This is a genomic window from Streptomyces sp. NBC_01515 (assembly GCF_045040345.1).
In the GTDB taxonomy this organism is placed as follows: domain Bacteria; phylum Actinomycetota; class Actinomycetes; order Streptomycetales; family Streptomycetaceae; genus Streptomyces.
The window spans coordinates 3,899,068-3,924,101 of the sequence record NZ_CP109416.1 but is presented as its reverse complement, the minus strand read 5'-3'; the positions used below and the strand labels follow the sequence as shown (position 1 = coordinate 3,924,101).

Annotated in this window: 18 protein-coding genes; 11 read left to right on the top strand and 7 right to left on the bottom strand. The window is 69.3% G+C overall.

All coding sequences use genetic code 11. The annotated features are described in order from the left end of the window. Window positions 1-69: 69 nt before the first annotated feature. From OG407_RS17330 to OG407_RS17305, 6 genes are all read left to right on the top strand, one after another. Window positions 70-507: a DUF3052 domain-containing protein gene (locus OG407_RS17330; protein WP_019060358.1), complete on the top strand. Its 438-nt coding sequence runs from the start codon at window positions 70-72 to the stop codon at window positions 505-507. Between the two features lie 138 nt (window positions 508-645). Continuing rightward, a complete protein-coding gene (locus tag OG407_RS17325; protein ID WP_026150930.1) occupies window positions 646-1,104 on the top strand; it encodes a peroxiredoxin in 459 nt (152 codons plus the stop codon). A 113-nt stretch (window positions 1,105-1,217) separates the two neighbouring features. Beyond that, entirely contained in the window at window positions 1,218-1,793 is a 576-nt protein-coding gene (locus OG407_RS17320) for a TerD family protein (RefSeq protein WP_019060360.1), read from the top strand. Between the two features lie 146 nt (window positions 1,794-1,939). Next, the gene (locus OG407_RS17315) at window positions 1,940-2,515 is read left to right on the top strand and encodes a TerD family protein (RefSeq protein ID WP_365300012.1); all 576 of its coding nucleotides are present in this window, start codon (window positions 1,940-1,942) and stop codon (window positions 2,513-2,515) included. A gap of 153 nt (window positions 2,516-2,668) precedes the next feature. Then, complete coding sequence (locus OG407_RS17310) at window positions 2,669-3,814, top strand: DUF475 domain-containing protein (protein ID WP_328683596.1); 1,146 nt, start codon at window positions 2,669-2,671, stop codon at window positions 3,812-3,814. A 116-nt stretch (window positions 3,815-3,930) separates the two neighbouring features. After that, window positions 3,931-4,665 carry a Tellurium resistance gene (locus OG407_RS17305; protein ID WP_405868452.1) on the top strand — a complete coding sequence of 245 codons (735 nt, stop codon included), beginning with the start codon at window positions 3,931-3,933 and terminating at the stop codon, window positions 4,663-4,665. Between the two features lie 96 nt (window positions 4,666-4,761). Here OG407_RS17305 and OG407_RS17300 read toward each other — a convergent pair whose 3' ends face one another. Then, complete coding sequence (locus OG407_RS17300) at window positions 4,762-5,529, bottom strand: TerD family protein (protein WP_405859041.1); 768 nt, start codon at window positions 5,527-5,529, stop codon at window positions 4,762-4,764. 176 nt (window positions 5,530-5,705) lie between these two features. Here OG407_RS17300 and OG407_RS17295 point away from each other — a divergent pair, with 176 nt between their 5' ends. The 3 genes from OG407_RS17295 to OG407_RS17285 are packed head-to-tail and all read left to right on the top strand — an operon-like array spanning window position 5,706 to window position 10,467. Next, window positions 5,706-6,872, top strand: coding sequence for an HpcH/HpaI aldolase/citrate lyase family protein (locus OG407_RS17295; RefSeq protein ID WP_405859039.1), 1,167 nt, complete (start codon window positions 5,706-5,708; stop codon window positions 6,870-6,872). A gap of 14 nt (window positions 6,873-6,886) precedes the next feature. Continuing rightward, complete coding sequence (locus OG407_RS17290; protein WP_405859037.1) at window positions 6,887-9,637, top strand: phosphoribosyltransferase domain-containing protein; 2,751 nt, start codon at window positions 6,887-6,889, stop codon at window positions 9,635-9,637. After that, entirely contained in the window at window positions 9,637-10,467 is an 831-nt protein-coding gene (locus OG407_RS17285) for an HAD family hydrolase (RefSeq protein WP_405859035.1), read from the top strand. Before OG407_RS17290 ends, OG407_RS17285 begins: the two co-directional genes overlap by 1 nt. Here the strand turns inward: OG407_RS17285 and OG407_RS17280 are convergent. Next, window positions 10,464-10,676, bottom strand: coding sequence for a zinc ribbon domain-containing protein (locus OG407_RS17280; RefSeq protein ID WP_405859033.1), 213 nt, complete (start codon window positions 10,674-10,676; stop codon window positions 10,464-10,466). The genes OG407_RS17285 and OG407_RS17280 overlap by 4 nt on opposite strands. Before the next feature lie 819 nt (window positions 10,677-11,495). Between OG407_RS17280 and OG407_RS17275 the strand changes: the two genes are divergently transcribed. After that, window positions 11,496-17,309 carry an RHS repeat-associated core domain-containing protein gene (locus tag OG407_RS17275; protein WP_405859031.1) on the top strand — a complete coding sequence of 1,938 codons (5,814 nt, stop codon included), beginning with the start codon at window positions 11,496-11,498 and terminating at the stop codon, window positions 17,307-17,309. Between the two features lies 1 nt (window position 17,310). Further along, window positions 17,311-17,493 (top strand): hypothetical protein, encoded by a 183-nt coding sequence (locus tag OG407_RS17270; RefSeq protein ID WP_403599056.1) that lies wholly within the window; start codon window positions 17,311-17,313, stop codon window positions 17,491-17,493. A gap of 89 nt (window positions 17,494-17,582) precedes the next feature. Here OG407_RS17270 and OG407_RS17265 read toward each other — a convergent pair whose 3' ends face one another. From OG407_RS17265 to OG407_RS17245, 5 genes are read right to left on the bottom strand one after another with little or no spacing between them, the layout of a single operon-like run. Continuing rightward, window positions 17,583-19,643 carry an ArnT family glycosyltransferase gene (locus OG407_RS17265; protein ID WP_405859028.1) on the bottom strand — a complete coding sequence of 687 codons (2,061 nt, stop codon included), beginning with the start codon at window positions 19,641-19,643 and terminating at the stop codon, window positions 17,583-17,585. 56 nt (window positions 19,644-19,699) lie between these two features. Next, window positions 19,700-20,776 (bottom strand): NlpC/P60 family protein, encoded by a 1,077-nt coding sequence (locus tag OG407_RS17260; RefSeq protein ID WP_405859026.1) that lies wholly within the window; start codon window positions 20,774-20,776, stop codon window positions 19,700-19,702. Window positions 20,777-20,820: 44 nt separating this feature from the next. Further along, window positions 20,821-21,303, bottom strand: a complete 483-nt coding sequence (locus OG407_RS17255; protein ID WP_403599047.1) for a poly-gamma-glutamate biosynthesis protein PgsC/CapC — start codon at window positions 21,301-21,303, stop codon at window positions 20,821-20,823. Further along, window positions 21,300-22,760 (bottom strand): poly-gamma-glutamate synthase PgsB, encoded by a 1,461-nt coding sequence (gene pgsB, locus OG407_RS17250; RefSeq protein ID WP_405859024.1) that lies wholly within the window; start codon window positions 22,758-22,760, stop codon window positions 21,300-21,302. The genes OG407_RS17255 and pgsB overlap by 4 nt, the downstream gene beginning before the upstream one ends. Window positions 22,761-22,775: 15 nt before the next feature. After that, window positions 22,776-25,022 (bottom strand): HAMP domain-containing protein, encoded by a 2,247-nt coding sequence (locus OG407_RS17245; RefSeq protein ID WP_405859022.1) that lies wholly within the window; start codon window positions 25,020-25,022, stop codon window positions 22,776-22,778. Window positions 25,023-25,034 lie beyond the last annotated feature (12 nt).

Below are 25,034 nucleotides of genomic sequence, written 5' to 3'. Positions count from 1 at the left end.
GGACTACGGCCAATGCTTCGCGCACGCGCGTGGCTGGACATTCATCAAGACATGATCAGGAGGCAACCCGTGAGCGCGACCGCGGACCACGCGGAGGAGCGGACGAACCCTGCCGTCAGGCTGGGGTTCCAGCCCGAGCAGGTGGTCCAGGAGATCGGCTACGACGACGACGTAGACCAGGAACTCCGCGAGGCCATTGAAGAAGTCATCGGCAGCGACCTGGTGGACGAGGACTACGACGACGTCGCCGATGCCGTGGTGCTGTGGTTCCGCGACGAGGACGGCGACCTGACCGACGTGCTGGTGGACGCCATCTCGTACGTCGAGGAGGGCGGCTCGATCCTGCTGCTGACGCCGAAGACCGGCCGTGACGGCTACGTCGAGCCCAGCGACATCTCGGAAGCCGCCACGACCGCGGGCCTTTCCGCGGCCAAGAGCGTCAGCGTGGGCAAGGACTGGAGTGGCAGCCGGCTGGTGACGCCCAAGGCAGCCAAGTCCAAGAGGTAGTCCCCGGAGGTACCTCGATCGTTGAATCCCGGACGGGCTGGCCACGCCAGCCCGTCCGTCCGCATCCGGTGATCGCTGCGTAGGGTGGTCGCAGGGTGGACTCACCCGAACAGCCCCACCGAAGGGATGCAGGACGAGATGGCGATCCAGGTCGGCGACAAGGCCCCCGATTTCGAGCTCAAGGACAACCACGGCGCCACCGTGAAACTGTCCGACTTCCGGGGCGACAAGAACGTGGTGCTGCTCTTCTACCCCTTCGCCTTCACCGGCGTCTGCACCGGCGAGCTGTGCTCCCTGCGCGACAACCTGCCGCAGTTCACCGACCGCGACACCCAGCTCCTCGCGGTCTCGAACGACTCCATCCACACCCTGCGCGTCTTCGCCGAGCAGGAGGGCCTGGAGTACCCGCTGCTCTCCGACTTCTGGCCGCACGGCAACACTTCGCGCGCCTACGGCGTCTTCGACGAGGACAAGGGCTGCGCCGTGCGCGGGACCTTCGTCATCGACAAGGAGGGCGTCGTGCGCTGGACGGTCGTCAACGGCCTGCCGGACGCGCGTGACCTCAACGAGTACGTGAAGGCGCTCGACAGCCTGTGATTGTTAGGTTCCAGAGCCTGCGAGGGTCGGGAACCCGTCACTAGGATCGAGACGTTGATCCGATACCGACGCACTACGGGGCATCCCCGCCCCTGGACACCAATGGAGGACTCGTGGGAGTCAGCCTCAGCAAGGGCGGCAACGTATCACTGACCAAGGAGGCCCCGGGCCTGACCGCGGTCATCGTCGGTCTGGGGTGGGACGTCCGCACCACCACCGGCACCGACTTCGACCTCGACGCCAGCGCACTGCTGCTGAACAGCGCGGGCAAGGTCGCCAGTGACGCGAACTTCGTCTTCTTCAACAACCTCAAGAGCCCCGACGGCTCCGTCGAGCACACCGGTGACAACACCACCGGTGAGGGCGAGGGCGACGACGAGGCGATCAAGGTGAACCTGGCGGCGGTCCCGGCCGACGTCGACAAGATCACCTTCCCGGTCTCGATCTACGACGCCGAGAACCGCCAGCAGTCCTTCGGTCAGGTCCGCAACGCGTTCATCCGCGTGGTGAACCAGGCCGGCGGCGCCGAGATCGCCCGCTACGACCTCTCCGAGGACGCCTCGACCGAGACCGCGATGGTCTTCGGCGAGCTCTACCGCAACGGCGCGGAGTGGAAGTTCCGCGCCATCGGCCAGGGCTACGCCTCGGGCCTGCGCGGCATCGCCCAGGACTTCGGCGTCAACGTCTGACGTCCGGGCGTCCGGCGTACGGACGCCCGGCGTACGGAGGCTTCACCGCCCGGGCGCCGCACGGTTCGCGTGCGGCGCCCGGGGGTCTCCCCTCCGGGGGAGCGCAGGACAACCAAAGAAGCATCACCTCGGGGAGGACCAGCACTATGGGCGTCACGCTCGCCAAGGGGGGCAATGTCTCCCTGTCCAAGGCCGCACCGAACCTCACGAACGTCCTGATCGGCCTCGGCTGGGACGCGCGCTCCACCACCGGAGCCGACTTCGACCTCGATGCCAGCGCACTGCTGTGCAGCGGCGGGCGGGTGCTGGGCGACGAGTGGTTCATCTTCTACAACCAGCTCACGAGCCCGGACGGCTCGGTCGAGCACACCGGCGACAACCTCACCGGTGAGGGCGAGGGCGACGACGAGTCGATCCTGGTCGACCTCCCGAAGGTGCCGGCCACCTGCGACAAGATCATCTTCCCGGTCTCCATCCACATGGCCGACGAGCGCGGCCAGACCTTCGGCCAGGTCAGCAACGCCTTCATCCGCGTCGTCAACCAGGCCGACGGCCAGGAGCTTGCCCGCTACGACCTCTCCGAGGACGCCTCCACCGAGACGGCCATGATCTTCGGCGAGCTCTACCGCTACCAGGGCGAGTGGAAGTTCAGGGCGGTCGGGCAGGGGTATGCGTCGGGGCTGAGGGGCATCGCCATGGACTTCGGGGTCAACGTCTCGTAAAGGCGTTATCCACACCGGCTGTCCCGGACGGCGGAGTCTCCCTCTAGACTCAGTGCTCGACGTCAAATTTTAAGTAAAGCCGAGTGCGGCGCGGGGGGAGACCCTCCCCCAGACTCCGTCTGGGGGAACCCCCAACACACGATTGGGTAGCCAGTGCTTCTGAAAACCTTCGGCTGGTCGTTCGCGGTCACCGCGCTCGGCCTTGTCGCAGCGGCGTTCTACGGGGGGTGGGAAGCCTTCGGCATTGTGGCGATCCTGGCCGTCCTGGAGATCTCGCTGTCCTTCGACAACGCGGTGGTCAACGCCGGGATCCTGAAGAAGATGTCCGCCTTCTGGCAGAAGATCTTCCTCACGGTCGGTGTCCTGATCGCCGTCTTCGGCATGCGGCTGGTGTTCCCCGTCGTCATCGTCGCGGTCACCGCCAAGATCGGCCCGATCGACGCGGTCGACCTCGCGCTCAACAACAAGGACCACTACCAGCAGCTGGTCACCGACGCCCACCCGGCGATCGCGGCCTTCGGCGGCATGTTCCTGCTGATGATCTTCCTCGACTTCATCTTCGAGGACCGGGACATCCAGTGGCTGCGCTGGATCGAGCGCCCGCTCGCCAAGCTCGGCAAGGTCGACATGCTGTCGGTCTGCATCGCCCTGATCGTCCTCCTCATCACCTCGTTCACCTTCGCGGCCCACGCCCACCAGCACGGCGGCGCGCACGCGGACAAGGCGCAGACGGTCCTGATCGCCGGTATCTCCGGCCTCATCACGTACATGATCGTCGGCGGGCTCTCCGGCTACTTCGAGGACAAGCTCGAAGAAGAGGAGGAGCGGGAGCACGAGGAGGAGGAAGAGGCCGCGCGCACCGGCAAGCAGCGCTCGGCGGTGGTCCTGGCCGGCCAGGCGGCGTTCTTCATGTTCCTGTACCTCGAAGTCCTGGACGCCTCGTTCTCCTTCGACGGCGTGATCGGCGCCTTCGCCATCACCAACGACATCGTCCTCATGGCCCTCGGCCTCGGCATCGGCGCGATGTACGTCCGCTCCCTGACGGTCTACCTGGTCCGCCAGGGCACCCTGGACGACTACGTCTACCTGGAGCACGGCGCCCACTACGCGATCGGCGCCCTGGCCGTGATCCTCATGGTCACCATCCAGTACCAGATCAACGAGGTCATCACGGGCCTGGTCGGCGTGGTCCTGATCGGCTGGTCCTTCTGGTCCTCGGTCCGCAGGAACAAGGCCCTCGCGGAAGCCGAGGGAAAAGCAGGCTCGGACGAGAAGACTGAGGTCCCGTCCGGGGTGTGACAAGCTCCCTGGTGAGGGAACGCTTCTGTTCGGGGCGGCCGTCGAGGACATGTCCTCCGTCTGGCCGCCCCGACGGCTTTGTCATACGCAGTGTGGATGCGAACGTGGGGGCGGGAATGGGCTTCTTCGACGGAATCTGGCGGCGCGAGGCCGACTTCGACTCGGGCAGCGCGGCCAGCAACGCGATCGAACTGACCAAACGGCACCACCAGGTCTCGCTCACCAAACAGGGCGCGGCCACCGGCAACCTCCGCGTCAACCTCACCTGGCGGATGCGGACCTCCGACATAGGCGGCCTCCAGCGCGACAGCCTGCTGCGCCACCCCTTCAAGGCGTTGAAGCCCCCGGAGGTCATGGGCCACAGCCAGAGCATGGTCAACGTCGACCTCGACCTGGGCTGCCTCTACGAACTGATGGACGGCACCAAGGGCGTCGTCCAGCCCCTCGGTGGCCTCCTCGGCGACGTCAACTCACCGCCGTACGTCAAACTCAGCGGCGACGACCGCTTCGGCTCCGCGTCCGGCGAGACGATGTACGTCAACCTCGACCACCGCGACGAGATCAAACGCCTCCTGGTCTTCGTCTACATCTACGACCAGACCCCGGCCTTCGACCGCACCCACGCGATCGTCACCCTCTATCCCAGCAACGGCCCCCGCATCGAGATAGGCCTCGACGAACGCCACCCGCAAGCCCGCTCCTGCGCGGTCGTCATGATCGAGAACGTCAAGGGCGAGCTGGTGGTCCGCCGCGAGGTGAAGTTCGTCTACGGCTTCCAGGCGGAACTGGACCGGTTGTACGGGTGGGGCTTGCAGTGGGGCAGGGGCTACAAAACAAAGGTCGAGCGCTAGTTTTTTAGGGGCGCGGGGCTGTGTCGATTTGCGGCTCCGCCGCGTGGGCGCGACCAGCCCCCACCAGCCCGCACCAAACGAACTACCGCCCCCACGTCAGATGAACTGCGGCCCCTGCGGCGGCAACCGGAAGTCAGGATCCGGCGCGGCAGCGACAGGCACCGGCTGCGGGTATCCGTACGTCCCCGCCGGCGAGGTCTGCGGATACCCATACGCAGGCTGAGTCACCGGCTCCTGCGGATACCCGTACCCGGACTGCACCGGAACCGCCGGAGGCAACGGCTGTGAAACCTCCGGAACGGCCCCCGCAGCGCCCCCCTCCGACTCGTCCACCGTGATCCCGAAGTCCATCGCCAGCCCACGCAACCCGTTGGCGTACCCCTCGCCGAGCGCCCGGAACTTCCACCCGTCACCCCGCCGGTACAGCTCCCCGCAGATCAGCGCGGTCTCCTCGCCCGTCTCCGGCTTGATGTCGAAATACAGCAGCGGATCACCCTCGGCGACAGCCGCGTCGTACAGCAGGATGCGCAGCCCCTGTACGCGGTCGAAGGTGACCTCGTCCGCCGAAGCGACGACGAGAATCCGGCCGACTTCGGGCTCGACACCGGCGAGATCTGTCTGGATCGTGTCGGTAGGCCCCTCCGCGACACGCTTCTTGCCGAGCCACCAGACCTTGCCGGAGGGGTGCCGGGGCTGGTTGTAGAAGACGAAGTCCTCGTCGGAACGCACCTGACCGGCGGGGCCGAGGAGCAGCGCGGAGGCATCCACGTCCGGGACCCCCTGCCCGGGAGTCCAGCGCAGCACGGCACGTACCGTGGTGGCTTCCAGCGGGACGTTCGACCCCTTCAGCATCGCGTGCGTCATGCGGTCATCCTGCCCTCTCGGTCCTGGTCACGACAACGTGGGGGTTCGGACACCGACATGGCCGAGTTACCTGAAGTTCATGCCCGGTGGGAACCCCTGACATGGGTTTGTACGTACTATTACCGGCCACCTATCGAAAACAATCACGAACCACATCGGCACCACGGGGGAGCTTTATGCGTCATTTCGGGCACATTGCCCCTGAGGTACGGCAGCATCTCTTCTTCCAGGAGCCGTGCGAGTTCGACGCGGACTCCCCGGCTCGGCTGCTCGCCGCGGCCCTGGGCGCCACGCTCTACAGCCCGGCCACCCGCCCCCACCTCGCCGACGACATCGTCAAGCTGGCGGGACGCGGCGTCGTGTCGATGGTGCTGTGCCTGGAGGACTCGATCGGCGACGAGGACGTACCGGCCGCCGAGGAGAACCTGGTCCAGCAGTTCACCGAGCTGGCCGCCCGCCCGGACACCGAGCTTCCGCTGTTGTTCGTCCGGGTTCGGGTGCCCGAGCAGATCCCCGATCTCGTGCGCCGCATGGGCCCGGCCGTAGAACTGCTCTCCGGCTTCGTGATGCCGAAGTTCACCGAGGAGAGCGGGACGCCCTTCCTGGAGGCGCTGGCCGCCGCGGAGGCGGCGAGCGGGCACCGGCTGTTCGGCATGCCGGTCCTGGAGTCGCCGGAGCTGCTGTACCGCGAGTCGCGCGTCGAGACCCTGGAGGGCATCTCCCGCGCGGTCGACAAGTACCGCGACCGCGTTCTCGCCCTGCGCCTCGGCGTGACGGACTTCTGCTCGTCCTACGGCCTCCGCCGCGCCTCCGACATGACGGCCTACGACGTCCAGATCGTCGCCAACGTGATCGGTGACGTGGTGAACATGCTGGGCCGCGCCGACGGCACCGGCTTCACGGTGACCGGCCCGGTGTGGGAGTACTTCCGGGTCCAGGAGCGCATGTTCAAGCCGCAGCTGCGCCGCAGCCCCTTCCTGGAGGGCCAGGCGGAGGAGCTGCGCGAGGCGCTGATCGAGCACGCCATGGACGGCCTGCTGCGCGAGATCGCCCTCGACCAGGCCAACGGGCTGCTGGGCAAGACCTGCATCCACCCCACCCACGTGCTGCCCGTGCACGCGCTGTCCGTGGTCAGCCACGAGGAGTTCTGCGACGCGCAGGACATCCTGCGGCCGGAGCGGGGCGGCGGGGGCGTGCTGCGCTCGGCGTACACGAACAAGATGAACGAGGTGAAGCCGCACCGCGCCTGGGCCGAGCGGACGATGCTGCGCGCCGAGATCTTCGGGGTCGCACGCGAGGACGTCGGCTTCGTGGAGCTGCTCGCCGCCGGAATCCCCGGCTGAATCGCAAGGGACGTATGAACAAGGCAGTGAACGACGGTGTCCGGTCGGGCGGTAACGGGGTCTGGTCGGGCAGTTGGGTCGCGGAGCGGCTCGGGGTCGAACTGCTCGGCGACCCCGAGCTGACCGACCTCCTGGGCCTGGCCCTCCGCCGCAACCCCAAGCGGGCCCACCTGCTGGTGTCGAACGTGCTCGGCAAGCACGTCCCGCAGTCCCCGTCGATCGTGTACGGCTACGGGTTCACCCTGGGCCGCCGGGTACGCGAACTCCTCGGCGCGGAGGAGTGCGCCCGGGCGGTGGTTCTCGGCTACGCGGAGACGGCGACGGGCCTCGGCCACGCGGTCGCGGACGGCATCGCCCTCGCGCCCTACCTCCACTCGACCCGCCGCCCGGTCGCCGGCGTCGCCACGGCGGGCGGCTTCGAGGAGTCCCACTCCCACGCGACGTCCCACCTCCTCCTCCCCGAGAACCCCCAACTCCTCTCGGGCGAGGGCCCGTTGATCCTGGTCGACGACGAGTTCTCGACGGGCAACACGGTCCTGAACACGATCCGCGACCTGCACGAGCGTTACCCGCGTGACCGATACGTGGTGGTCGCCCTGGTCGACATGCGCTCGGCGGCGGACGCGGGCCGTCTGGACGAGTTCGCGGCGGAGATAGGCGCGAGGGTGGACCTGGTGGCGGCGGCCTCGGGGACGGTGCGTTTGCCGGATGGGGTCCTTGAGAAGGGCCAGGAGTTGGTGGCGAGGTACGAGTCGGGGGGTGCCGAGACAGGTGGTTCGTCGTCTGCGGCGCCGTCTGGGCTGGTCGCGCAGTTCCCCGCGCCCCTGACAGACGAGGGCGATGCCGTTGACCCGAGCCGCGAAGCCACCTCGCGCATCGAACCCGACTCAAGCAGCGAAGCCACTCCGCGCATCGAAGCTGCCCCGAGCTTCGAAGCCACCCCGAGTCCGGAAACTGCCCCGATCACCGAAACCGCTCCGATCACCGAAATCGCCCCGCGCCTCGAAGCCCCCCCGACCCCCAACCCCCCAGGGGCGCGGGGAACTGCGCGACCGGCCCCCACCGGCCCGCACTCGACCCACAACCGGATCACCCGAGTCGAACTCCGCTGGCCCGGAAACCTCCCCGATGGCGGAAGACACGGCTTCACCCCCCATCACCGAATACGCCTCGAACGCGCCCTCCCCGCAATGGCAGCCCGCCTCGCTGAAGCCCTCCCGGAAGACGCTCGCCGCGTGCACATCCTCGGCTTCGAAGAGCTGATGTACGCCCCGTTGAGACTGGCCCGCGAGCTGGAGCAGGTCGTCGACGCCGACGTCACCTACTCCACCACCACCCGCTCACCCGTCCTCGCGGTGGACGACCCGGGCTACGCGATACGAACCCGCCTGACCTTCCCGGCCCACGACACCCCCGCCGACGGCCCGGGCGACCGCTACGCCTACAACATCGCCGGCGCCGGTTTCGACGCGGTCGTAGCCGTGCTCGACGACACCGCCGACACCCCCGAACTCCACGCCCCGGACGGCCTGTTGGCGAGGCTCGCCGAACACACCCCGCACGTCGTCCTCGCGGTGGTTCCCTCGTACGTCCCCGAAAGGCCCCCCATGCTCCCCGACCCCCTCCGCGGCCCCGCCTTCTCCTCGTACGCGCCCGAAGAGGTCGGCTGGCTGCTCCAGGACCTCTCGGACGTGACGCTGGAGGCGCCGACCGAGGAGCGCGAGGAGGCCATCCAGAGCGGCGGCGCGCACTACGCGGAATCGCTGCCGGTGGAGTACCAGCCGAGCGAGCAGTATCAGCAGCTGTTCCACACCGCCCTGGACGAGGCCGCCGGACGACTCGCGCTGGCCGTGGGCGCGGTCACCGAACTCGTCCTCGCCGAACGCTCCCCGCACCCCGTCCTCGTCTCCCTCGCCCGCGCCGGCACCCCCGTAGGCGTCCTGATGCGCCGCTGGGCCCAGCACCGCCACGGTCTCGACCTCCCGCACTACGCCGTGTCGATCGTGCGCGGTCGGGGCATCGACGCCAACGCGCTCCGCTGGCTCGCCGCCCACCACGACCCCGCCGACGTCGTGTTCGTCGACGGCTGGACCGGCAAGGGCGCCATCACCCGCGAACTCGCCGACGCGGTCAGGGAGTTCGAGGAGTCCGACGGCATCACCGGCTTCGACCCGGAGATCGCGGTACTCGCCGATCCGGGTTCGTGCGTGAAGACGTACGGCACCCGCGAGGACTTCCTCATCCCCTCCGCCTGCCTCAACTCGACCGTGTCGGGGCTGATTTCGCGTACGGTGCTCCGCTCGGACCTGGTCGGCCCGCACGACTTCCACGGCGCCAAGTTCTACCGCGAACTCGCCGGAGCCGACGTCTCCGTGGACTTCCTGGACGCCGTGGCCGCCCAATTCCCGGAGGTCTCGGACGCGGTGACCGTCCTCGCCAAGGAACTGCTCGCCGCCGACCGCACCCCAACCTGGGAGGGCTGGGCGGCAGTTGAGCGGATCAGCGAGGAGTACGGCATCCACGACGTGAACCTCGTCAAGCCCGGCGTCGGCGAGACCACCCGGGTGCTGCTGCGCCGGGTGCCCTGGAAGATCCTCGCGCGAGCCGGTGCGGGCGCCGACCTCGACCACGTCAGACTGCTCGCTGAGCAGCGGGGCGTGCCCGTCGAGGAGGTGGCCGAACTGCCGTACACCTGCGTGGGGTTGATCCACCCCAAGTACACGCGCGGTGCGACCGGCGCCGACGGCAGGGCGGTGGCGGTCTGATGCCGGTACTCGTCGCGAGCGACCTCGACCGTACGCTCATCTACTCCTCGGCCGCCCTCGCCCTGACGATGCCGGACGCGCGGGCGCCCCGGCTGCTCTGCGTCGAGGTGCACGAGAGCAAACCGCTGTCCTTCATGACGGAGACCGCGGCCGGACTCCTCACCGAACTCGGTGACGCGGCCGTCTTCGTGCCGACCACCACCCGCACCCGCAAGCAGTACCAGCGCATCAGCCTGCCCGGCCCGGAACCGAAGTATGCGATCTGCGCCAACGGCGGCCACCTCCTCGTCGACGGCGTGACCGACGAGGCCTGGCACGCGCGGGTGCAGTCGAAGCTGGCCGCCGAGTGCGCCCCGCTGGAGGAGGTCCGGCAGTACCTCGCCGACTCCGCCGACCCGGCCTGGGTCCGCAAACACCGCGTCGCCGAGGACCTCTTCGCCTACCTCGTCGTCGAGCGCGAACTCCTCCCCGAGGAATGGGTGAAGGAGCTGGCGGTCTGGGCGGAGAACCGAGGCTGGACGGTGTCCTTGCAGGGCCGCAAGATCTACGCCGTCCCGAAGCCCCTCACCAAGAGCGCGGCCATGCGAGAGGTGGCCCACCGCACCGGCGCCACCCTGACCCTCGCAGCCGGCGACTCGCTCCTGGACGCCGACCTGCTCCTCGCCGCGGACAAGGGCTGGCGCCCAGGCCACGGAGAACTGGCGGACGAGGCGTGGACGGCCCCCAACATCACAGCCCTACCCGAGCGAGGCGTCCTGGCAGGCGAACGAATCCTCCAGGAGTTCCTGAGAGCGGCCCACCCAACAACGCACGGCACAGACTTCGTCTAGCCGCAGCACCCGCCACCACAACAACCGCCCCCACCGCCACCTCCGGTCGCGGGGGCGGACGTAGTACCGCCCACGGCCACGGCAGACAGCAGCTTCACGGTGTCGTCGTGCCCCGCGGGGCAGTCCGCCGGCGCGGACGACTCCGCCATAGGCCGACTCAGTTCGAACGTGGATCCGCACGTGCGGCAGCGGTACTCGTAGCGAGGCATGAGGACAGGCTAACGGGAGTGACACGGGCGCGACCGCCCCGGGCGGCAGCGGATCGCCAGGGCGTCGGGTGCGGGCGATCCGTCAAGGGGGCAGCGTCCGTAGCGCCGGGGCATACGGGCCATGGGATTTTCTGACGCATCCTCACTACGGCTTCACGAGTGCGTCTTTGCCCGACCATGACCCGAAGGTAATCCTTCCTTGGTGCCGAGGGTGCGTTTTTGACCCCTGGCGACCAAATACTTTGGATTTAATTGCCGCCCGAGTGCGCATATAGTTCTGGCGATCATTTTTCGTCGTAATTGATCAGCTTTGGCGGCCTGAAATGTGTCTAGACCGTGAAGATCCCCACCGGTATCTCTTGTGTGATTCTGGGCGCCGCCTGCGCCCTGACATGCCAGGGGAGTCCCGTGAGGAACAGACGTACAGGCCATTTCCGAATAAGACCGAACGGCAGATCCCTGCCCCTCTCCCCTGGGCGAGTGGCAACGGCAACGACGCTGGCGCTGTTACTTGTCACCGAAGCGGCCGTAGCCCTCTCGACCACTGGACAGGCCTTCGCCGTCTCCGCTCACAAGGTGCCCGCCGTCTCGGCGGCGAAGCCCCGCCCCGCCTCTGCCGGGCCGCTCTCCGCTCCTGACGCGGCGTCGGCATTCGCCACAGCCCGACTGCGTAAGCGCAAGGTCGAGATACTCGACCAAATCACCGCCAAGAGCACAACGTGGGCAAATCCGAATGGCACGGTGACCACCCGGTCGTATGCGGCGCCGATCCGCTTCAAGCGAGCCGGGAAATGGGTTGATGTCGATACGACCCTGCATATGAACGCCGATGGCGCTGTGGCGCCCAAGGCCCAGCAAAATGGCCTGGTTCTCGCGCCCGGTGGCAAGAACGCCGTGCTTGCCGGCCTGGGATCGGGCAAGCACCGGGTAGCGGTCGGCTGGAAGGGAACGCTTCCCAAGCCGTCCCTCAAGGGCACCACCGCCACCTACGCGAACGTCACGCCGGGCGCGGATGTGACCGTACAGGCGACGCGGACCGGCTTCGAGGAGAACGTGGTCCTCAAGTCGCGCCCCGAGGCCGGTTACACGGTGACCATTCCCGTCTCCGCGAAGGGGCTGACGGCCAAGCAGCGCAAGAACGGTTCGATCACCTTCACCGATGCCCACCACAAGGTCGTCGGCACCATCCCGGCGCCGGTGATGTGGGACGCGCAGGTCGACGCCAAGTCCCTGGAGCACCCGCACCGTGCCCGGGTGAAGATGACGATGTCCCAGTCCGGCGACACGGTGAATCTCACCCTGACCCCGGACGCGACGTTCCTGGCCGACCCCAACACGCGGTACCCGGTCACGGTGGACCCCTCCACGAGTCTTTCTCCCCTGCTGGACACGTGGGTGGAGAACACCGACACAGCCCCCGAGTACACGTCCACCGACCTGAAGCTGGGCACCTACGACGGCGGCACGGACGTCGCCCGCTCGTTCCTGGAGTTCCCGGTCCTCCAGCTCGACAACACGCAGATCCTGTCCTCGTCGCTGAACCTGTACGAGTACTGGGCCGGTGGCTGCGTCCAGTCGCCATGGGAACTGTGGGAGTCCGGAGAGTCCTCCACGGACACGGTCTGGTCGAACCAGCCGGTCTGGAAGGCGAAGTACGCCACGACCTCCCAGACCAAGGGCTACTCCAGCGACTGCACCACCTCCAGCGCGGAGGGCTGGGTCTCCATCGACCCCTCGACCTTCCTCCAGTACGCCGGTGACAACGGCTACGACGTCGCCTACCTGGGCCTGAGGGCGTCCGACGAGACGGACAGCAACAGCTGGAAGCGTTTCTACTCCGCCAACGCCTCCGCCAACGTGCCCTACCTGTCGGTGACCTACAACTCGTACCCGATGCCGACCGCCCCCACCGTGGCGCCCGGTGTCTCCTCGGTCTCCGGCTCCACCACGACTCTCTACACCAACACGACCACCCCGCAGCTCCAGTCGACCGTCACCGACGCCGACGGTGGCAACGTCATGACCCAGTGGAACGTCTACGACACCACCGGTGGCGCCAACACCAAGGTCATCTCCAACCTCAACGGCAGCTGGACCGCCTCCGGAGGCATCTCCAGCGCCTCCGTCCCGTCCGGAACACTGGTGAACGGCCACACCTACACCGCGTGGCCCTATGGGTACGACGGCTCCCTGTGGTCGCGTCAGACCGTCCCGAACGGACTGGTCTTCACGATCGACACCACCAAGCCCGGCGCGCCGACGGTCGCCTCCACGGACTACCCCTCCGGCGGCTGGGCGAAGGGCGCCGGACAGAGCGGCGCGTTCACCATCACCCCGCCCTCCGGCGGCACGGACACCTCCGGCGTCGTCTGGCAGCTCGACTCCGGGGCGCAGAACTCCGTGGCGACCACCGGTAGCGCCGTGAGCGTCAGCGTCACTCCGTCCGCGGACGGCCCGCACACCCTGACCGTCTCCACCCGCGACAACGCCGGCAACCTGTCCGCGTCGACGGTCTACGGCTTCAACGCGGGCAACGGCGCCGTCACCTCGCCCACCGACGGTGCCAGGACCGCGCGGCGTGTCACGCTGACCGCCGCCGCGGCGTCATCGACGTGGCAGTCGGTGAAGTTCCAGTACCGGCGATCCGCCACGGACAGCTGGACCACCATCCCGGTCGCCGACGTGACGTCCGGCGGCAACGCCGTGAGCAGCTGGCCGGTGACCGTCACGAGCGGTGCCAACTCCCCGCTCGTCTGGGACGTTTCCAGCACCTTGGGCGACGACGGCTCGGTCCAGGTCCGTGCCGAGTTCACGGACACTTCTTCGGCGGCCCACGACACCTCGGCTGTGACGGCCACCTTGGACCGCGCGGCCACCCAGACCGCCAGCGCCCCGGTCGGCCCGGGCACGCTCAACCTGTCGACCGGCAACTACACGCTGTCCGGCCCGGCGATACCCGCCTTCGGCATGTCGATCGGCCAGACACTCGATTCCCGCACCTCCCAGGGGGCCCCTCCGGCCGGTCAGATCGCACCCTTCGGGCCCGGCTGGCAACTGGCGGGCGCTTCCGTGACAGCGCTCACGGACTACACCGAGATCCGTCCGGTGACCTCCACCGCGGTGCAACTCGTCGGCGCGGCCGGCACCCAGGTCTCGTTCACCAAGAGCAGCAGCGGGTCCTGGACTCCGGAGCCCGGCGCCGAGGCGTACACGCTCAGCTACAGCAGCTCCGCGGACACCTACACGCTGACCGACACCTCGGGAACGACGACGGTCTTCGCCAAGTCCGCCACCACGGCGGGAGCGTGGGCTGTCGCTTCGTCGAGCCCGCCGGGCAGCGGCACCTCGGTGCGCTACCGCTTCGACTCCGTGACCAGCGGCAGCACCACCACGATGCGCCTGGCCCGGATGGCCGCGCCCACGTCCGCGATCTCCGACACCAACGCGTCCTGCCTCACCCCGACGACGCCGGCGGTGGGCTGCCGGGTCCTGCAACTGAGCTATGCCACCGCGACCACCGCGACGGGCACGACCAGCGGTACGTTCGGTGACTACGCCGGCCAGGTCGGCATGATCAGCATGTGGGCCACCGACCCGGCCACGGGAACGGAGACGTCCAAGGTCGTCGCCCAGTACGCGTACGACTCCACCGGCGCCCTCCGCCAGGAGTGGAACCCGCAGATCACGCCCAACCTCGTGACCGCGTACACCTACACCTCGGCCGGCCGGGTGGCCACACTCACGCCTCCGGGCCAGCTCCCCTGGACGTTCACCTACGGCACCGCCGGCACCAGCGGCGACACCAACGCGGGACGCCTGCTGAGCGTCTCCCGCCCGACCCTCACCCCGGGCTCCGCGTCGACGACCAACGGCACGGCGACCACCACCGTCGTCTACGACGTGCCCCTCACCACCTCGGCGGGCGGCCCCTACGCGATGAGCGCCTCGGACGTGGCCTCCTTGGCCCAGGCCGATGCGCCGACCGACGCCACGGCGATCTTCCCCGCGGATCAGGTTCCCACTTCCAACACCGGATCCGGAAACCTCACCTCCAACTCCTACACCCGCGCCGACATCCACTACTTCGATGTCAGCGGGCGCGAGTCCAACACGGCCTCGCCCGGCGGGCACATCACCACCACCGACTACGACGCTCTCGGGAACGCCGCTCGCCAGCTCAGCGCCGCCAACCGCGAACTCGCCCTGGCCGCGAGCACCAACACCGAGCTCAACGTGCTCGGACTGGCAGCGATGACCACCGCGCAGCGTGCCAACCTGCTGTCCACGGTGAACGTCCGCGACAGCAGCGGCCAGCTCCTGACCGACTCGTACAGCCCGCTGCACCAGGTCACCCTGGAGCACGCGTTGGCCGCCTCGGGGACCAGCGCCGCCCGTGCGGCCGGCTCCGTCGTCGCCGCCCGGACACACATCCACAACACCTACGACGAAGGCCGTCCCACCGACGGCTCCGCGAACGCGTCCGGTCTGGTGACCACGGCCGTCACCGGCAGCACCGTCGCGGGCTACGCCACGGACGCGGACCCGCGTACCACCAGGACCACCTACGACTGGACGCTGGGACAGGCGACCAAGACCACGGTCGACCCGGCGGGCCTGGCGATCGCCACCGCGACGGGGTACAACTCCGCCGGCAAGGTGATCTCCAACTCCCAGCCGTCCTCCACCGGTTCCGACGCCGGTGCCACCACGACCACCTACTACACCGCTACCGGAAGCAGTCCCTGCGGAGGCCACCCCGAGTGGGCCGACCTGGTCTGCCAGACCGCTCCCGCCGGAGCCATCACCGGTGGTGGCGCCAACCCGAGCCAGCGGACCACCACGACGACCACGTACAACCTGTACGGCGCGCCGAGCACGGTGACCCAGACCGCCAACGGCGTCACCCGTATCAGCACCACCACCTACGACGCGGCGGGCCGCAAGAACACGGTCGCGGTCTCCGGCGGTGTCGGCCAGGCTGTGCAGACGACGATCACGGCATACAACGCGAGCAACGGTCAGCAGTCGAAGGTCTCGACGCCGGACGGCGCCTCGAACACCTGGAGTTACGACCAACTCGGCCGTGGGATCTCGTCGGCCGACGCGGACGGGAACACCGTCGCGGTCCAGTACGACGCGCTGGACCGCCCCACGCAGACCACCGACACGGCACCGTCGACCACCATCTACACCTACGACACCAGCAAGGACCCACGCGGTGTGCCGACGACGCAGACCGACTCCAACGCCGGGGCCTTCGGCGCCACCTATGACGCCGACGGCAACCTGAGCACGGAGTCCCTGCCGGGATCGATCACCCTCAAGATCACCACGGACGAGACCGGACAGGCCACCTCCCGGGTCTACACCGACGCGAGCGGGAACGTACTGCTCTCCGACCAGGCCGGGTACTCCGGAACCGGGCTGGAGGTCAGCCGGGCCCAGTCCACCACCGGAGGCCTCGGCCTCAACAACACGTACGCCTACGACGCCGCGAGCCGCCTCTCGGACGTCGGCCAGACCGTCCTCACCACCAGCGCCACCACTGGCGCGAGCAGTACCTGCACCACGCGGCACTACGCCTTCGACAAGGACTCCAACCGCACGGGTCTGACCACGGCCGTCGGCGCCGCCAAGGCGACCTGCCCCACCAGCGGCGGAACCACGGTCAGCCACAGTTACGACACCGCCGACCGGCTGGTCGACAGCGGCTACACCTACGACGCCCTCGGCCGTACGACCGCTGAACCCAGTGGGACGACGACCGCGTACTACGCCAACGACCTGGCCTACCAGCAGACCTCCGGCACCAGCCGCGTCACCTGGCAGCTGGACCCCGCAGGCCGCATCCGGTCCGCTACGTCGGAAACCAACACGTCAGGCAGCTGGACCCAGAGCGCGGCCCGCACCAACCACTACGACGGTTCCTCGGACTCGCCCTCCTGGATCCGTGAGAGCACGAGCGCCTACACGCGCAACATCAACGACCTGGCTGGAGACCTCAGCGCCATCTACTCCTCGGCGAACGGGGACATCCTGCTGCAACTCACCAATCTGCACGGCGACATCAACATGGTGCTGCCCATCAACGACAGCGCCACCCCGGTCCTGGTGATGGCGGCCGACGAGTACGGCAATCCGCTCACCGGCACCAGCACCTCGCGTTACGGCTGGCTGGGCGGCAAGCAGCGCTCCAGCGAGACGCCCACCGGAGACATTCTCATGGGCGCCCGCCTCTACGAACCGAGCGCAGGACGGTTCCTTACCACCGACCCGGTCTTCGGAGGCAGTGCCAACGCCTACGACTATGCGGGCCAGGACCCGGTCAACGCCCTTGACCTGAATGGCTTGTTCAAGATCTACAAGACCAAGCCGTACATCGCGGTGGTCCTGAACAAGGCCGACCAGCGTGCGATCGCACAGGGCGCGGTCTGGGGCATCGCCGGAGGTGTGGCATCCAAGACCGGGCTGTGGGGCGCCATCATCGCGGGCATCGTCGCGGGCGTCCTCAGCTCGTACATCGGCGACAACTGGTCGCCCCGGCAGAAGGTGTTCATCTTCAAGTACGGCACTCATCGCAAGTGGGGCGTCTCCTGGCCGTACATCTACCTCGTCTACTACGGATACTGGTGACGTGACGATGACATCCAGTGTTGGACGCATCCTGCTCTTCGTACTGGCCGGTGTCTGTGGCGCTCTGATCGAGGGCTTCATCACCCACAGGGGACTGCCGTCGACGCGGTCGCTCCTCGTGTGCCTGTGCGGCGGCGCGCTGGCGGGCTGCGGGGCGGAGCTGATCCGGCACCTGCGCTCTTGATCGGGCTGCCATGACCGAGGAGGCCCGGGAAGACTTCGTCTTCCCGGGCCTCCTCGTGTGTGTGCTTGAGGCGACTTCGGGATGTTGCCTCACCCCTTGGGGCCGCAGTCGTACAGCGTGAAGCTCCCGCCGGTGCTGCGGCCGTAGGCGCTGGGCCGGATGACGGTGCAGTGGGACTTCACCCAGGTGGTGGCGGCGGTGGTGGGGCGCTGGGTGGTGAGCAGTGCGTAGCGCAGCTGGTGGGCGGTGACCAGGCCGGCGAGCTGCTGGGTGGTGGGGAAGGGGGTGTTGCCGGTGAAGCCGCCCATGACGAGGATGGGTTCGGACTTCGCACGCAGCAGCGGCTCGGCGCCGTAGGCGGTCTGGGTGGCGAGCAGGTACTTCTCGCCGCGGCGGTGCGTGGTGAGGTAGTCGAGCAGCGCGGTGTCGCGGGCGCTGGGCCGGTCGAGCCCTATCCTCCGCGGCGCGTGGTGTTCACGGACGCCGGCGTAGTACGCGTTGCCGACCGGACCGGCTATCGGCGCGGTGGAGGCGCCCGCGTAGAGCGGGTCGAGGCTGGAGACGGCCCAGCCGGCCGGTACGACCAGGGTGGCCGTGATCCCGGCGGCGAGGGCGCCGCTGACCATTCGCGGGGAGGTGCGCGGCCCGCGGCTCCACAGGCCCACCACCCCGCACAGCGCGAGCATCACGGCGATCGGCAGCAGCCAGGAGACGAATCCGGTCGGCCGGTCGAGCACCAGCGCCCACCCCACCGTCAGCACGATCGCCGCAGGCAGCGCCAAGTGCCGCCGGCCGCCCGACTCGTGCTTCGACTCGTCCTCGGACTCGTCCTCCGGCCCGGGCTTCGACTCGTACGCCGACACGTACGGCGACCAGGGCTCCGGTTCCTGTTCCGGTTCCTGTTCCGGCTCGTATTCCGGATCGGCTTCCGGCTTGTGCTCCGGATCGTGCGCCGACTCGTACTCCGATCGGAAGAGCGCGAGCCCGCCGCCGGCCAGCGCGGCGAGCGCCGGGGCGATGACGGCCATGTAGTAGGCGTGGTTGCCGTTGGAGGCGCTGAACACCACGGCGTGCACGGCCAGCCAGCCGCCCCACAGCAGAAATCCCGCGCGCGTCAGGTCCGTTCGCGGTTGCCCGGCGCGCCAGACGACGCCCAGGACCGCGGCGAGCACGGCGAGCGGCAGGAACCAGGCGACCTGCGGGCCGACCGTGTCGTTGATCAGCATGTTCCAGCCGGTGTTGCCGGTGGTGCGGCTGTTGGCGGTGCCGGCGACGGCGCCGAACGCGGTGGAATCGCTGCTGAAGCGGCTCAGGCCGTTGTAGCCGAAGACCAGGGCGAACGGATTGTTGTCGGACGTTCCGTCGAGGTACGGGCGGTCGGCGACCGGTGTCGCCCAGGCGATCAGCACCCAGAAGCAGGAGACCGCCAGCGCGACCGTACCGCCCAGCAGAAAGCGCAGAGCGCGCTTCAACGGCGTGCCGGGCGCGACGACTTGGTAGACGACGGCGAAGACCGGCAGCACCAGCCACGCCTGCAGCATCTTCGCCTGGAAGGCGAGCCCGATCCAGATCCCGCAGGTGATCAGCGGCAGCAGCCGCTCGGTGCGCACCGCCTTCTGCAGCGCTCCGGCCGCCGCCACCAGGAGCAGAGTGAGCGCGGTGTCCGGGATGGTGGCCCGGTTGAGGACCACGGTGACCGGGGTGAGGGTGAGCACCAGCGCGGCGATCAGCGCGGCGAACGGCCCGGCCCAGGCCCGGACGATCCGGTGCAGCAGCCATACCGTCAGCACGCCCTCGACGACCTGCGGAAGAGCGGCCGCCCAGGTGTGCGGGCCGAAGAGCCAGACGGAGACGGCGTCGGGCCAGAAGGCGCCGGGCAGTTTGTCGATGCTGATCGAACCGTTGGTGTCGAGCCCGCCGAAGAAGAAGGCACGCCAGCCGCCGGCCATCGAACGTATCGCCGCACCGTAGAAGGGGTGGAGCGCGGCGTGCCCGATGCCCCAGGAGTACAGCGCCGTGGCGACGGCCAGCACCGCGGCGAGCGCCGGGCGCTCCCAGCGCGGGGCGTCTTCCGGCGGGCCGGATCGACGGGTCGCCGCCCGGCGGCCTCGGTGCGCTCCGGTGGGCCGGACGGCGGGGATGGCGGTCATGGCAGTGGTCCTCGGGTCAGCAGGTCAGGTGGGGCCGCGGTGCACTGGCGACGGGATCACAGGCGGCGGGCCGACCGGAAGCCGCGGGCGTAGAAGTCGGTGCCGTCCAGCAGCGCGTGGCCCGACAGGTCGCCCATGGTCGGGCCGTTGGCGGCGGAACGGCTGGAGTAGAAGCGGTGGCGCCCCTTGTCGTCGAGGCCCATGTAGATGCCGACGTGGTCGATGAAGTCCGGCCGGTCCTTGATGATGGCGAAGAAGACCAGATCGCCGGGTTGCAGGGTGCCCAGGTCGGTGGCCTGCTTCGTGCCGGTGTGAGGGATCACCACGCGGCCGGGACCGTAGGCGGCGATGGCGAAGGCGCGGCGCGGCAGACCGACGCCCTTGGTGTTGGTGTTGTGCACGGGGAAGCCCATGCGGTAGCCCCACACCAGACGCTGGAAGCCGGAGCAGTCGACGCAGCCGTAGCGGTCCTGCTCCGGCTGCACGCGCGTGCCGTCCGGGAAGTCCCAGGGAACGCCCAGATAGTCGTAGAAGTCGGACTTCTCGTCGTAGTAGGCGAAGTCCAGCGGGTTGGCGACCTCGTCGTTGCGCGGGCCGAAGTGCGCGGTGCCCGCGTAGCGCACGTCGTCGGCGTTGCGCTTGTCGGCCGCCCCGGCGCTGCTGTACTGGAACGCCACCGCGAAGACGTCCGGGCTGGTGGCCCCGAGCGTCTTGCCGAACCAGGTCGGGAACCAGGCGGACTTCTCCATGCCCTGCTGCCAGATGTGCGGCAGCACCCGTACCCAGGCGTCCGTGGTCACCTTCGACTCGGTGGTCCGCCGCTCGCTGAAGGTACGGGAGGGCCCGGTGAGTACGGCCGTACGGGCTCCGTCGGTGAACGTGGCGAGCGTGCCGCCGTCGGAGGCGCGGACCACGGTGCGGTCGGGGGCGGACAGCCGCTCGAAGGTGTGCTTCCCGGTGCTTGAGCCGGTGTCCTTGCCGTCGGCCGCCGTGCCGCCGGAGCTGTCGCCGCCGTTTTCCAGGTGGTCCCAGGCGTACGCGCCCGCCACCCCGGCGGCCGCCACACCCGCGATCGTCCCGAGCAGGGCGCGGCGAGTCGGGCGGCTGGGTCTGCCGGCGGGTTGGGAGTGCATGGCCGTTCCTCCTGGAAGTACGGGGTGGGAGCGCGGTGGACGGGTCAGCCGGTGGGCAGGGCGCCGATCAGGAGACCGGAGACCAGCACCACGTACGTGGCCAGCGTCACCGCCGTGGTCGAGATGAGCGTGGCCGCCATCGGCTGACGGACCATCTGGTAGGACACCAGACCGGGGACGATGAAGCCAAGGGTCTGTGATGTGTACAGCAGTGGGAACTCGTGACTGAGGGCGAGCATCACGGTGGTCTGGATCAGCACCGCGCTCAGCACCACGGCGGCGAACAGCCGCTTGCCGTAGAGAATCACCGTGCGCTGCAGCAGTTTCGTAGTGAAGTACGTGAGTACCGCCACGACGACCATCAGCCCGGCCAGCTGCACGTCGGTGACGAGCGTGAGGGCGATCCAGCCCGGGGTGATCATCCCTCCGGGGGAGAGGTTGGTGGTCAGATAGCAGACGAGCGAGAAGACCAGCCCGAGGGCGATCCCGAGCGCGGCGGTCTGTGCGGTGAGGTTGGCGGGGATCACGGGTTCCTCGTGGACTGGGTCGGATCGTAGGAGTAGTGCGGGTCGCCGTCGTCGCTCCGGTCATCGGGCCGGCCGTGGCGGGCGGCGAACCGGCGGGCGAGTTCGCGCTGCTCCGGGATGCGGATGCTCTGGGTTGTCTCCAGCGGTGCCACCCAGCTGAACGGCTCCGGCTCGGGCGGCCGGGCCATCGCGACCTGCGGCCGGACCAGCACGATCTGCATCGTCTCCTGGTCCAGGCCGTCGCCGTGGGGAACGGCGTCGAGCGGTTCCTCGGAGGCGTCCAGCGGCAGCCCGGCGAGGCATTCCAGGAACAGCTCGCCCTGGCCGTGGATGTTGCCGACCGCCACCAGCGAGGAGGACGGGCCGAGTTCCGCGAGGATCGCCTCGGTCACCTCCCCGGGGTCCCGGCGGTCGCCGCCGAGATCCACCACCCGCCCGGTGAAGCCGGCCGGGATCGCGTCGCGGGCGCTCTTGGTCGGGTGGCCGATCAGGAACACCGTCTCGGCGCCCAGGTCGGGCACGATCGCGCCCATCTGGCCATTGCGCTCCACCCGGTCCGGGCGGCAGTTGATGACGACGCTGACCGGCCGTCGGATCGCGCCCAGATCCTCCAGCTGCCGGACGTTCATCAGCGTCGACTCGGGGTCGTTGGCCGCGAAGACGTTGGCGAACCGCAGCTGCTTGCCCTCGGGGGTGACGTAGCGTTCCACCGACAGTACGCCCGGGTCGGGCGGCGCGTCCCACATCCCCTGCATCGCGGTCTGCCGCTCCACGCCGAGCAGTTGGGCGACGGCGAGCGCGATCGCCACGTTCTCCTTGAAGGTGAACCAGCTGAAGCCGCGCAGCTCGGCGTCGGTCACCGACTCCGGATCGACCGCGATCAGACGGCAGTTCCGCTTGTCGGCCTCCTCCTGGAGGATGTGCAGCCGGTCCTTCTCCGCCGTCACGCACACCCCGCCCACCGGCATCGAGCGGGAGAGCGAGCGGGCGACGTCGTCCAGCGTCGGCCCCATCTCCTCCAGATGGTCCTCGCGGACATTGCACAGCACACCGATCGTGGAACGGATCAGCTTCTCCTGATTGATCTCCTGCAGCGCGGGCATCACCGCCATGCACTCGATCACCAGCGCGTCCGGCCGGTAGGTCGCCGCCCGCCGCACGATGCCGATCTGCTCGACGATGTTGGCCAGCCCGAACTTGCGGTACACCGGCTCCTCGGTGGCATCCGGATGGATGAACCGGGCGGCGGTGCCGGTGGTCTTGGCCACCGTGACCAGGCCGCCGCCGCGCAGCGCGCCCGCGCACAGCCGGGTGATCGAGCTCTTGCCGCGGATGCCGTTGACCAGCACCCGCGTCGGTATCTGCTCCAGCGAGGCGAAGTGCCGCTGCTGTTCCACGATTCCGGCGACCCACAGCCCGGCGCAGCACAGCAGGACGATGACATAGAGGAAGAGCACGCCGATTCCGTCCTTCTAGCGCTGGAGGGTGGTCTGAGGCAGGGAGGGGAAGGTCCCGGCGGCGTGGCCGGATCTGGCCGCCCGGTCGCGTTCCACCAGGGCCTGGCGCATCAGTTCCAGGCTGCGGGTGACCGAGCCGACCTCGTCGTGGTTGACCGGGTGCAGCACGGTACGGCGATCTCCGGCGGCCAGCCGCTCGACGAGTACCGCGACCGAGCGCAGCGGCCGGATCACCACGACGTACAGCCAGCCCATGCAGGCCGAGCCCAGGGTCAGGCTCAGGATCCCTCCGAGCATGGTGCGCTGCTCGGCCTGCACCGCGGGAATCTGGAGCGCTGCCGCGGGTTCCGCGGTCACCACGTGCCAGCCGAGGCGGGTCGTCGGGCCGCTCTGTGCCAGCGGCGCGGCAGCGTCGACCGATGGGCCGGAGGACGTGCGGAGCACTCGCGAGACCGCGGTGCCCGCGGTCCCCGGGGCGCCCTGGGTGGCGCGGGCGAGACGGCTCAGGCCGGAGTCGGGCAGCGTCTGGAAGGCGCGGTAGCCCACACTCGCGGCCAGCACCTTGTCGTCGCCGTCCGTCACCCAGACGCTGCCCAGCTTCGGCCTGGACAGTATGGAGTTGAGCGCCTTCACGTCGATCTCGCCGAACAGGACCACCCCGGCCGCCGGGGCCTTGCCCTTGGCGGCCGGCACCTGGGCGTAGGCGGCGATCGCCGGGATCCGGCCCGAGGAGTTGACGGTGGTGATCCCGCCGCCGTCGGGCACGTGGACGATGGTGCGCAGCGGTGTGCCCCCCACGCGCAGCGTGATGCCGCCCGAACGGTCCAGGAGATACAGCGAGCGGTACTGCTTGTGCTCGGCGAGGGTGTGCCGCAGAACCTTGGCCTGGGCGGCCCGGCTCGTGCCCGGCAGGGTCGCGGTCACGCCGCTCAGGTCGGTGTACAGCTGGTCGAGGGACTGCCGGATCCGGTTCGACGCGAGCTCGGTGCGCGTCTGCTGGACGGCGAGGACCTGGGCCGGAACCGCGGTCGCGGTGTCCGCCCGGTTCAGCACGAAGATCATCGGTACCGTCCAGCAGGCCACCACCAGCACGCCGACCATGGCCAGCGCCCGGTAGCCCGGTCCGCGCCGGGCCGGGAACTCCTGCGGGCCGCTCTCGCCGAGCAGCTGCCCGCGCAGCGACTCCAGTGCCCGCCCGATCCGGGCCAGTTCTCCGAAGCCGTGCACCGGGACCGGCCGGGACAGCTCCTCCCACGCGGTCGGCCCGTCCTCGGTCGCGCCCCGCGCCAGGCGGGCGGCGGACAGGTACAACCGCAGCAGTGGCCGCTGCAGAGAGAAGTGCAGAGCCAGCCCGAGCAGGAGCGCGAGCACGGCCAGTGCCCCCGCGGCCTGGAAGGCGAAGCCCGAGTAGTCGGCGGTGGCGGTCATGGCGGGCACCGCGCGGTGAGTGAACACCACGAGACCGAGGTCGTCGGTGTCGCCCGGACCGGTCGTCGAAGCGACCTGGGCCCAGCCGGCCACCGTGCTCCGGCTGCCCGTGGCGGCGCCCAGCAGGCTTCCCGAGGCGTCGGTGTCACGCCCCGAGTCCTTCGCGGCGCGGGCCGCCGCCGAGGGCAGACCGCGGTCGCCGGCGGCCGGCGACACCGTGCCGCGGGACGTGGCGGCGAGCGCGGTGCCGCTCGCGTCCAGCACTTCGGCGGTGCGTCCGTCGCCGTACACCGTGGGGGCGGGGAGCGCCTCGCAGACCACCAGCAGCCACTGCCGTTGGGTGGAGACCTGGTTCTGGTCCTGGTTGGCGTCCTCCTGCTGCGCGGGCAGCGTGACCCGGGCGAAGTACAGCAGTTGCCGCGTGCCGCCCGACGTCACCAGCCGGGGCGGGATCGCCCCGTGCCCGGACGCCGTCTTGACGACGTTCACCCCGGCCAGCTGCACGGTCTTCCCGCCGGTCGCGAGGAGTTTGCCGGTGCGCGGGTCGAGCAGCACACCGCCGAGGATCGTCTTCCGGGCGGAAGTCAGTTCTTTGAGTACGGTCGCGGGGGTCGATGTGCCTGTCGCCGGGTACGCGTCGGTTGTACGGCGTAGCGTGCGCGCCTCGGCGTCGATCGTGGTGCGCGTCGACAGTGCGGTGTCCGCGGCGATCTGCTGCTCCCCGTCCGACACGGCCTGCGGCACCCGCCCGGCATGGATGCCGTTGAGGCTGATCATGGTCAGGGTGGCGACCACCAGCAGAAGTGCGACGAGCGCGGCGACCGGCGGGCGCACCCCGCCAAGTAT

Bases quoted from the DNA above. Each gene is read 5' to 3' on its own strand.
- OG407_RS17315 (WP_365300012.1), top strand. From the start codon at position 1,940: ATGGGCGTCACGCTCGCCAAGGGGGGCAATGTCTCCCTGTCCAAGGCC.
- OG407_RS17275 (WP_405859031.1), top strand. From the start codon at position 11,496: ATGAACGCCGATGGCGCTGTGGCGCCCAAGGCCCAGCAAAATGGCCTG.
- OG407_RS17280 (WP_405859033.1), bottom strand. From the start codon at position 10,676: ATGCCTCGCTACGAGTACCGCTGCCGCACGTGCGGATCCACGTTCGAA.
- OG407_RS17305 (WP_405868452.1), top strand. From the start codon at position 3,931: ATGGGCTTCTTCGACGGAATCTGGCGGCGCGAGGCCGACTTCGACTCG.
- OG407_RS17285 (WP_405859035.1), top strand. From the start codon at position 9,637: ATGCCGGTACTCGTCGCGAGCGACCTCGACCGTACGCTCATCTACTCC.
- OG407_RS17290 (WP_405859037.1), top strand. From the start codon at position 6,887: ATGAACAAGGCAGTGAACGACGGTGTCCGGTCGGGCGGTAACGGGGTC.
- OG407_RS17300 (WP_405859041.1), bottom strand. From the start codon at position 5,529: ATGACGCACGCGATGCTGAAGGGGTCGAACGTCCCGCTGGAAGCCACC.
- OG407_RS17325 (WP_026150930.1), top strand. From the start codon at position 646: ATGGCGATCCAGGTCGGCGACAAGGCCCCCGATTTCGAGCTCAAGGAC.
- OG407_RS17265 (WP_405859028.1), bottom strand. From the start codon at position 19,643: ATGACCGCCATCCCCGCCGTCCGGCCCACCGGAGCGCACCGAGGCCGC.
- OG407_RS17295 (WP_405859039.1), top strand. From the start codon at position 5,706: ATGCGTCATTTCGGGCACATTGCCCCTGAGGTACGGCAGCATCTCTTC.
- OG407_RS17260 (WP_405859026.1), bottom strand. From the start codon at position 20,776: ATGCACTCCCAACCCGCCGGCAGACCCAGCCGCCCGACTCGCCGCGCC.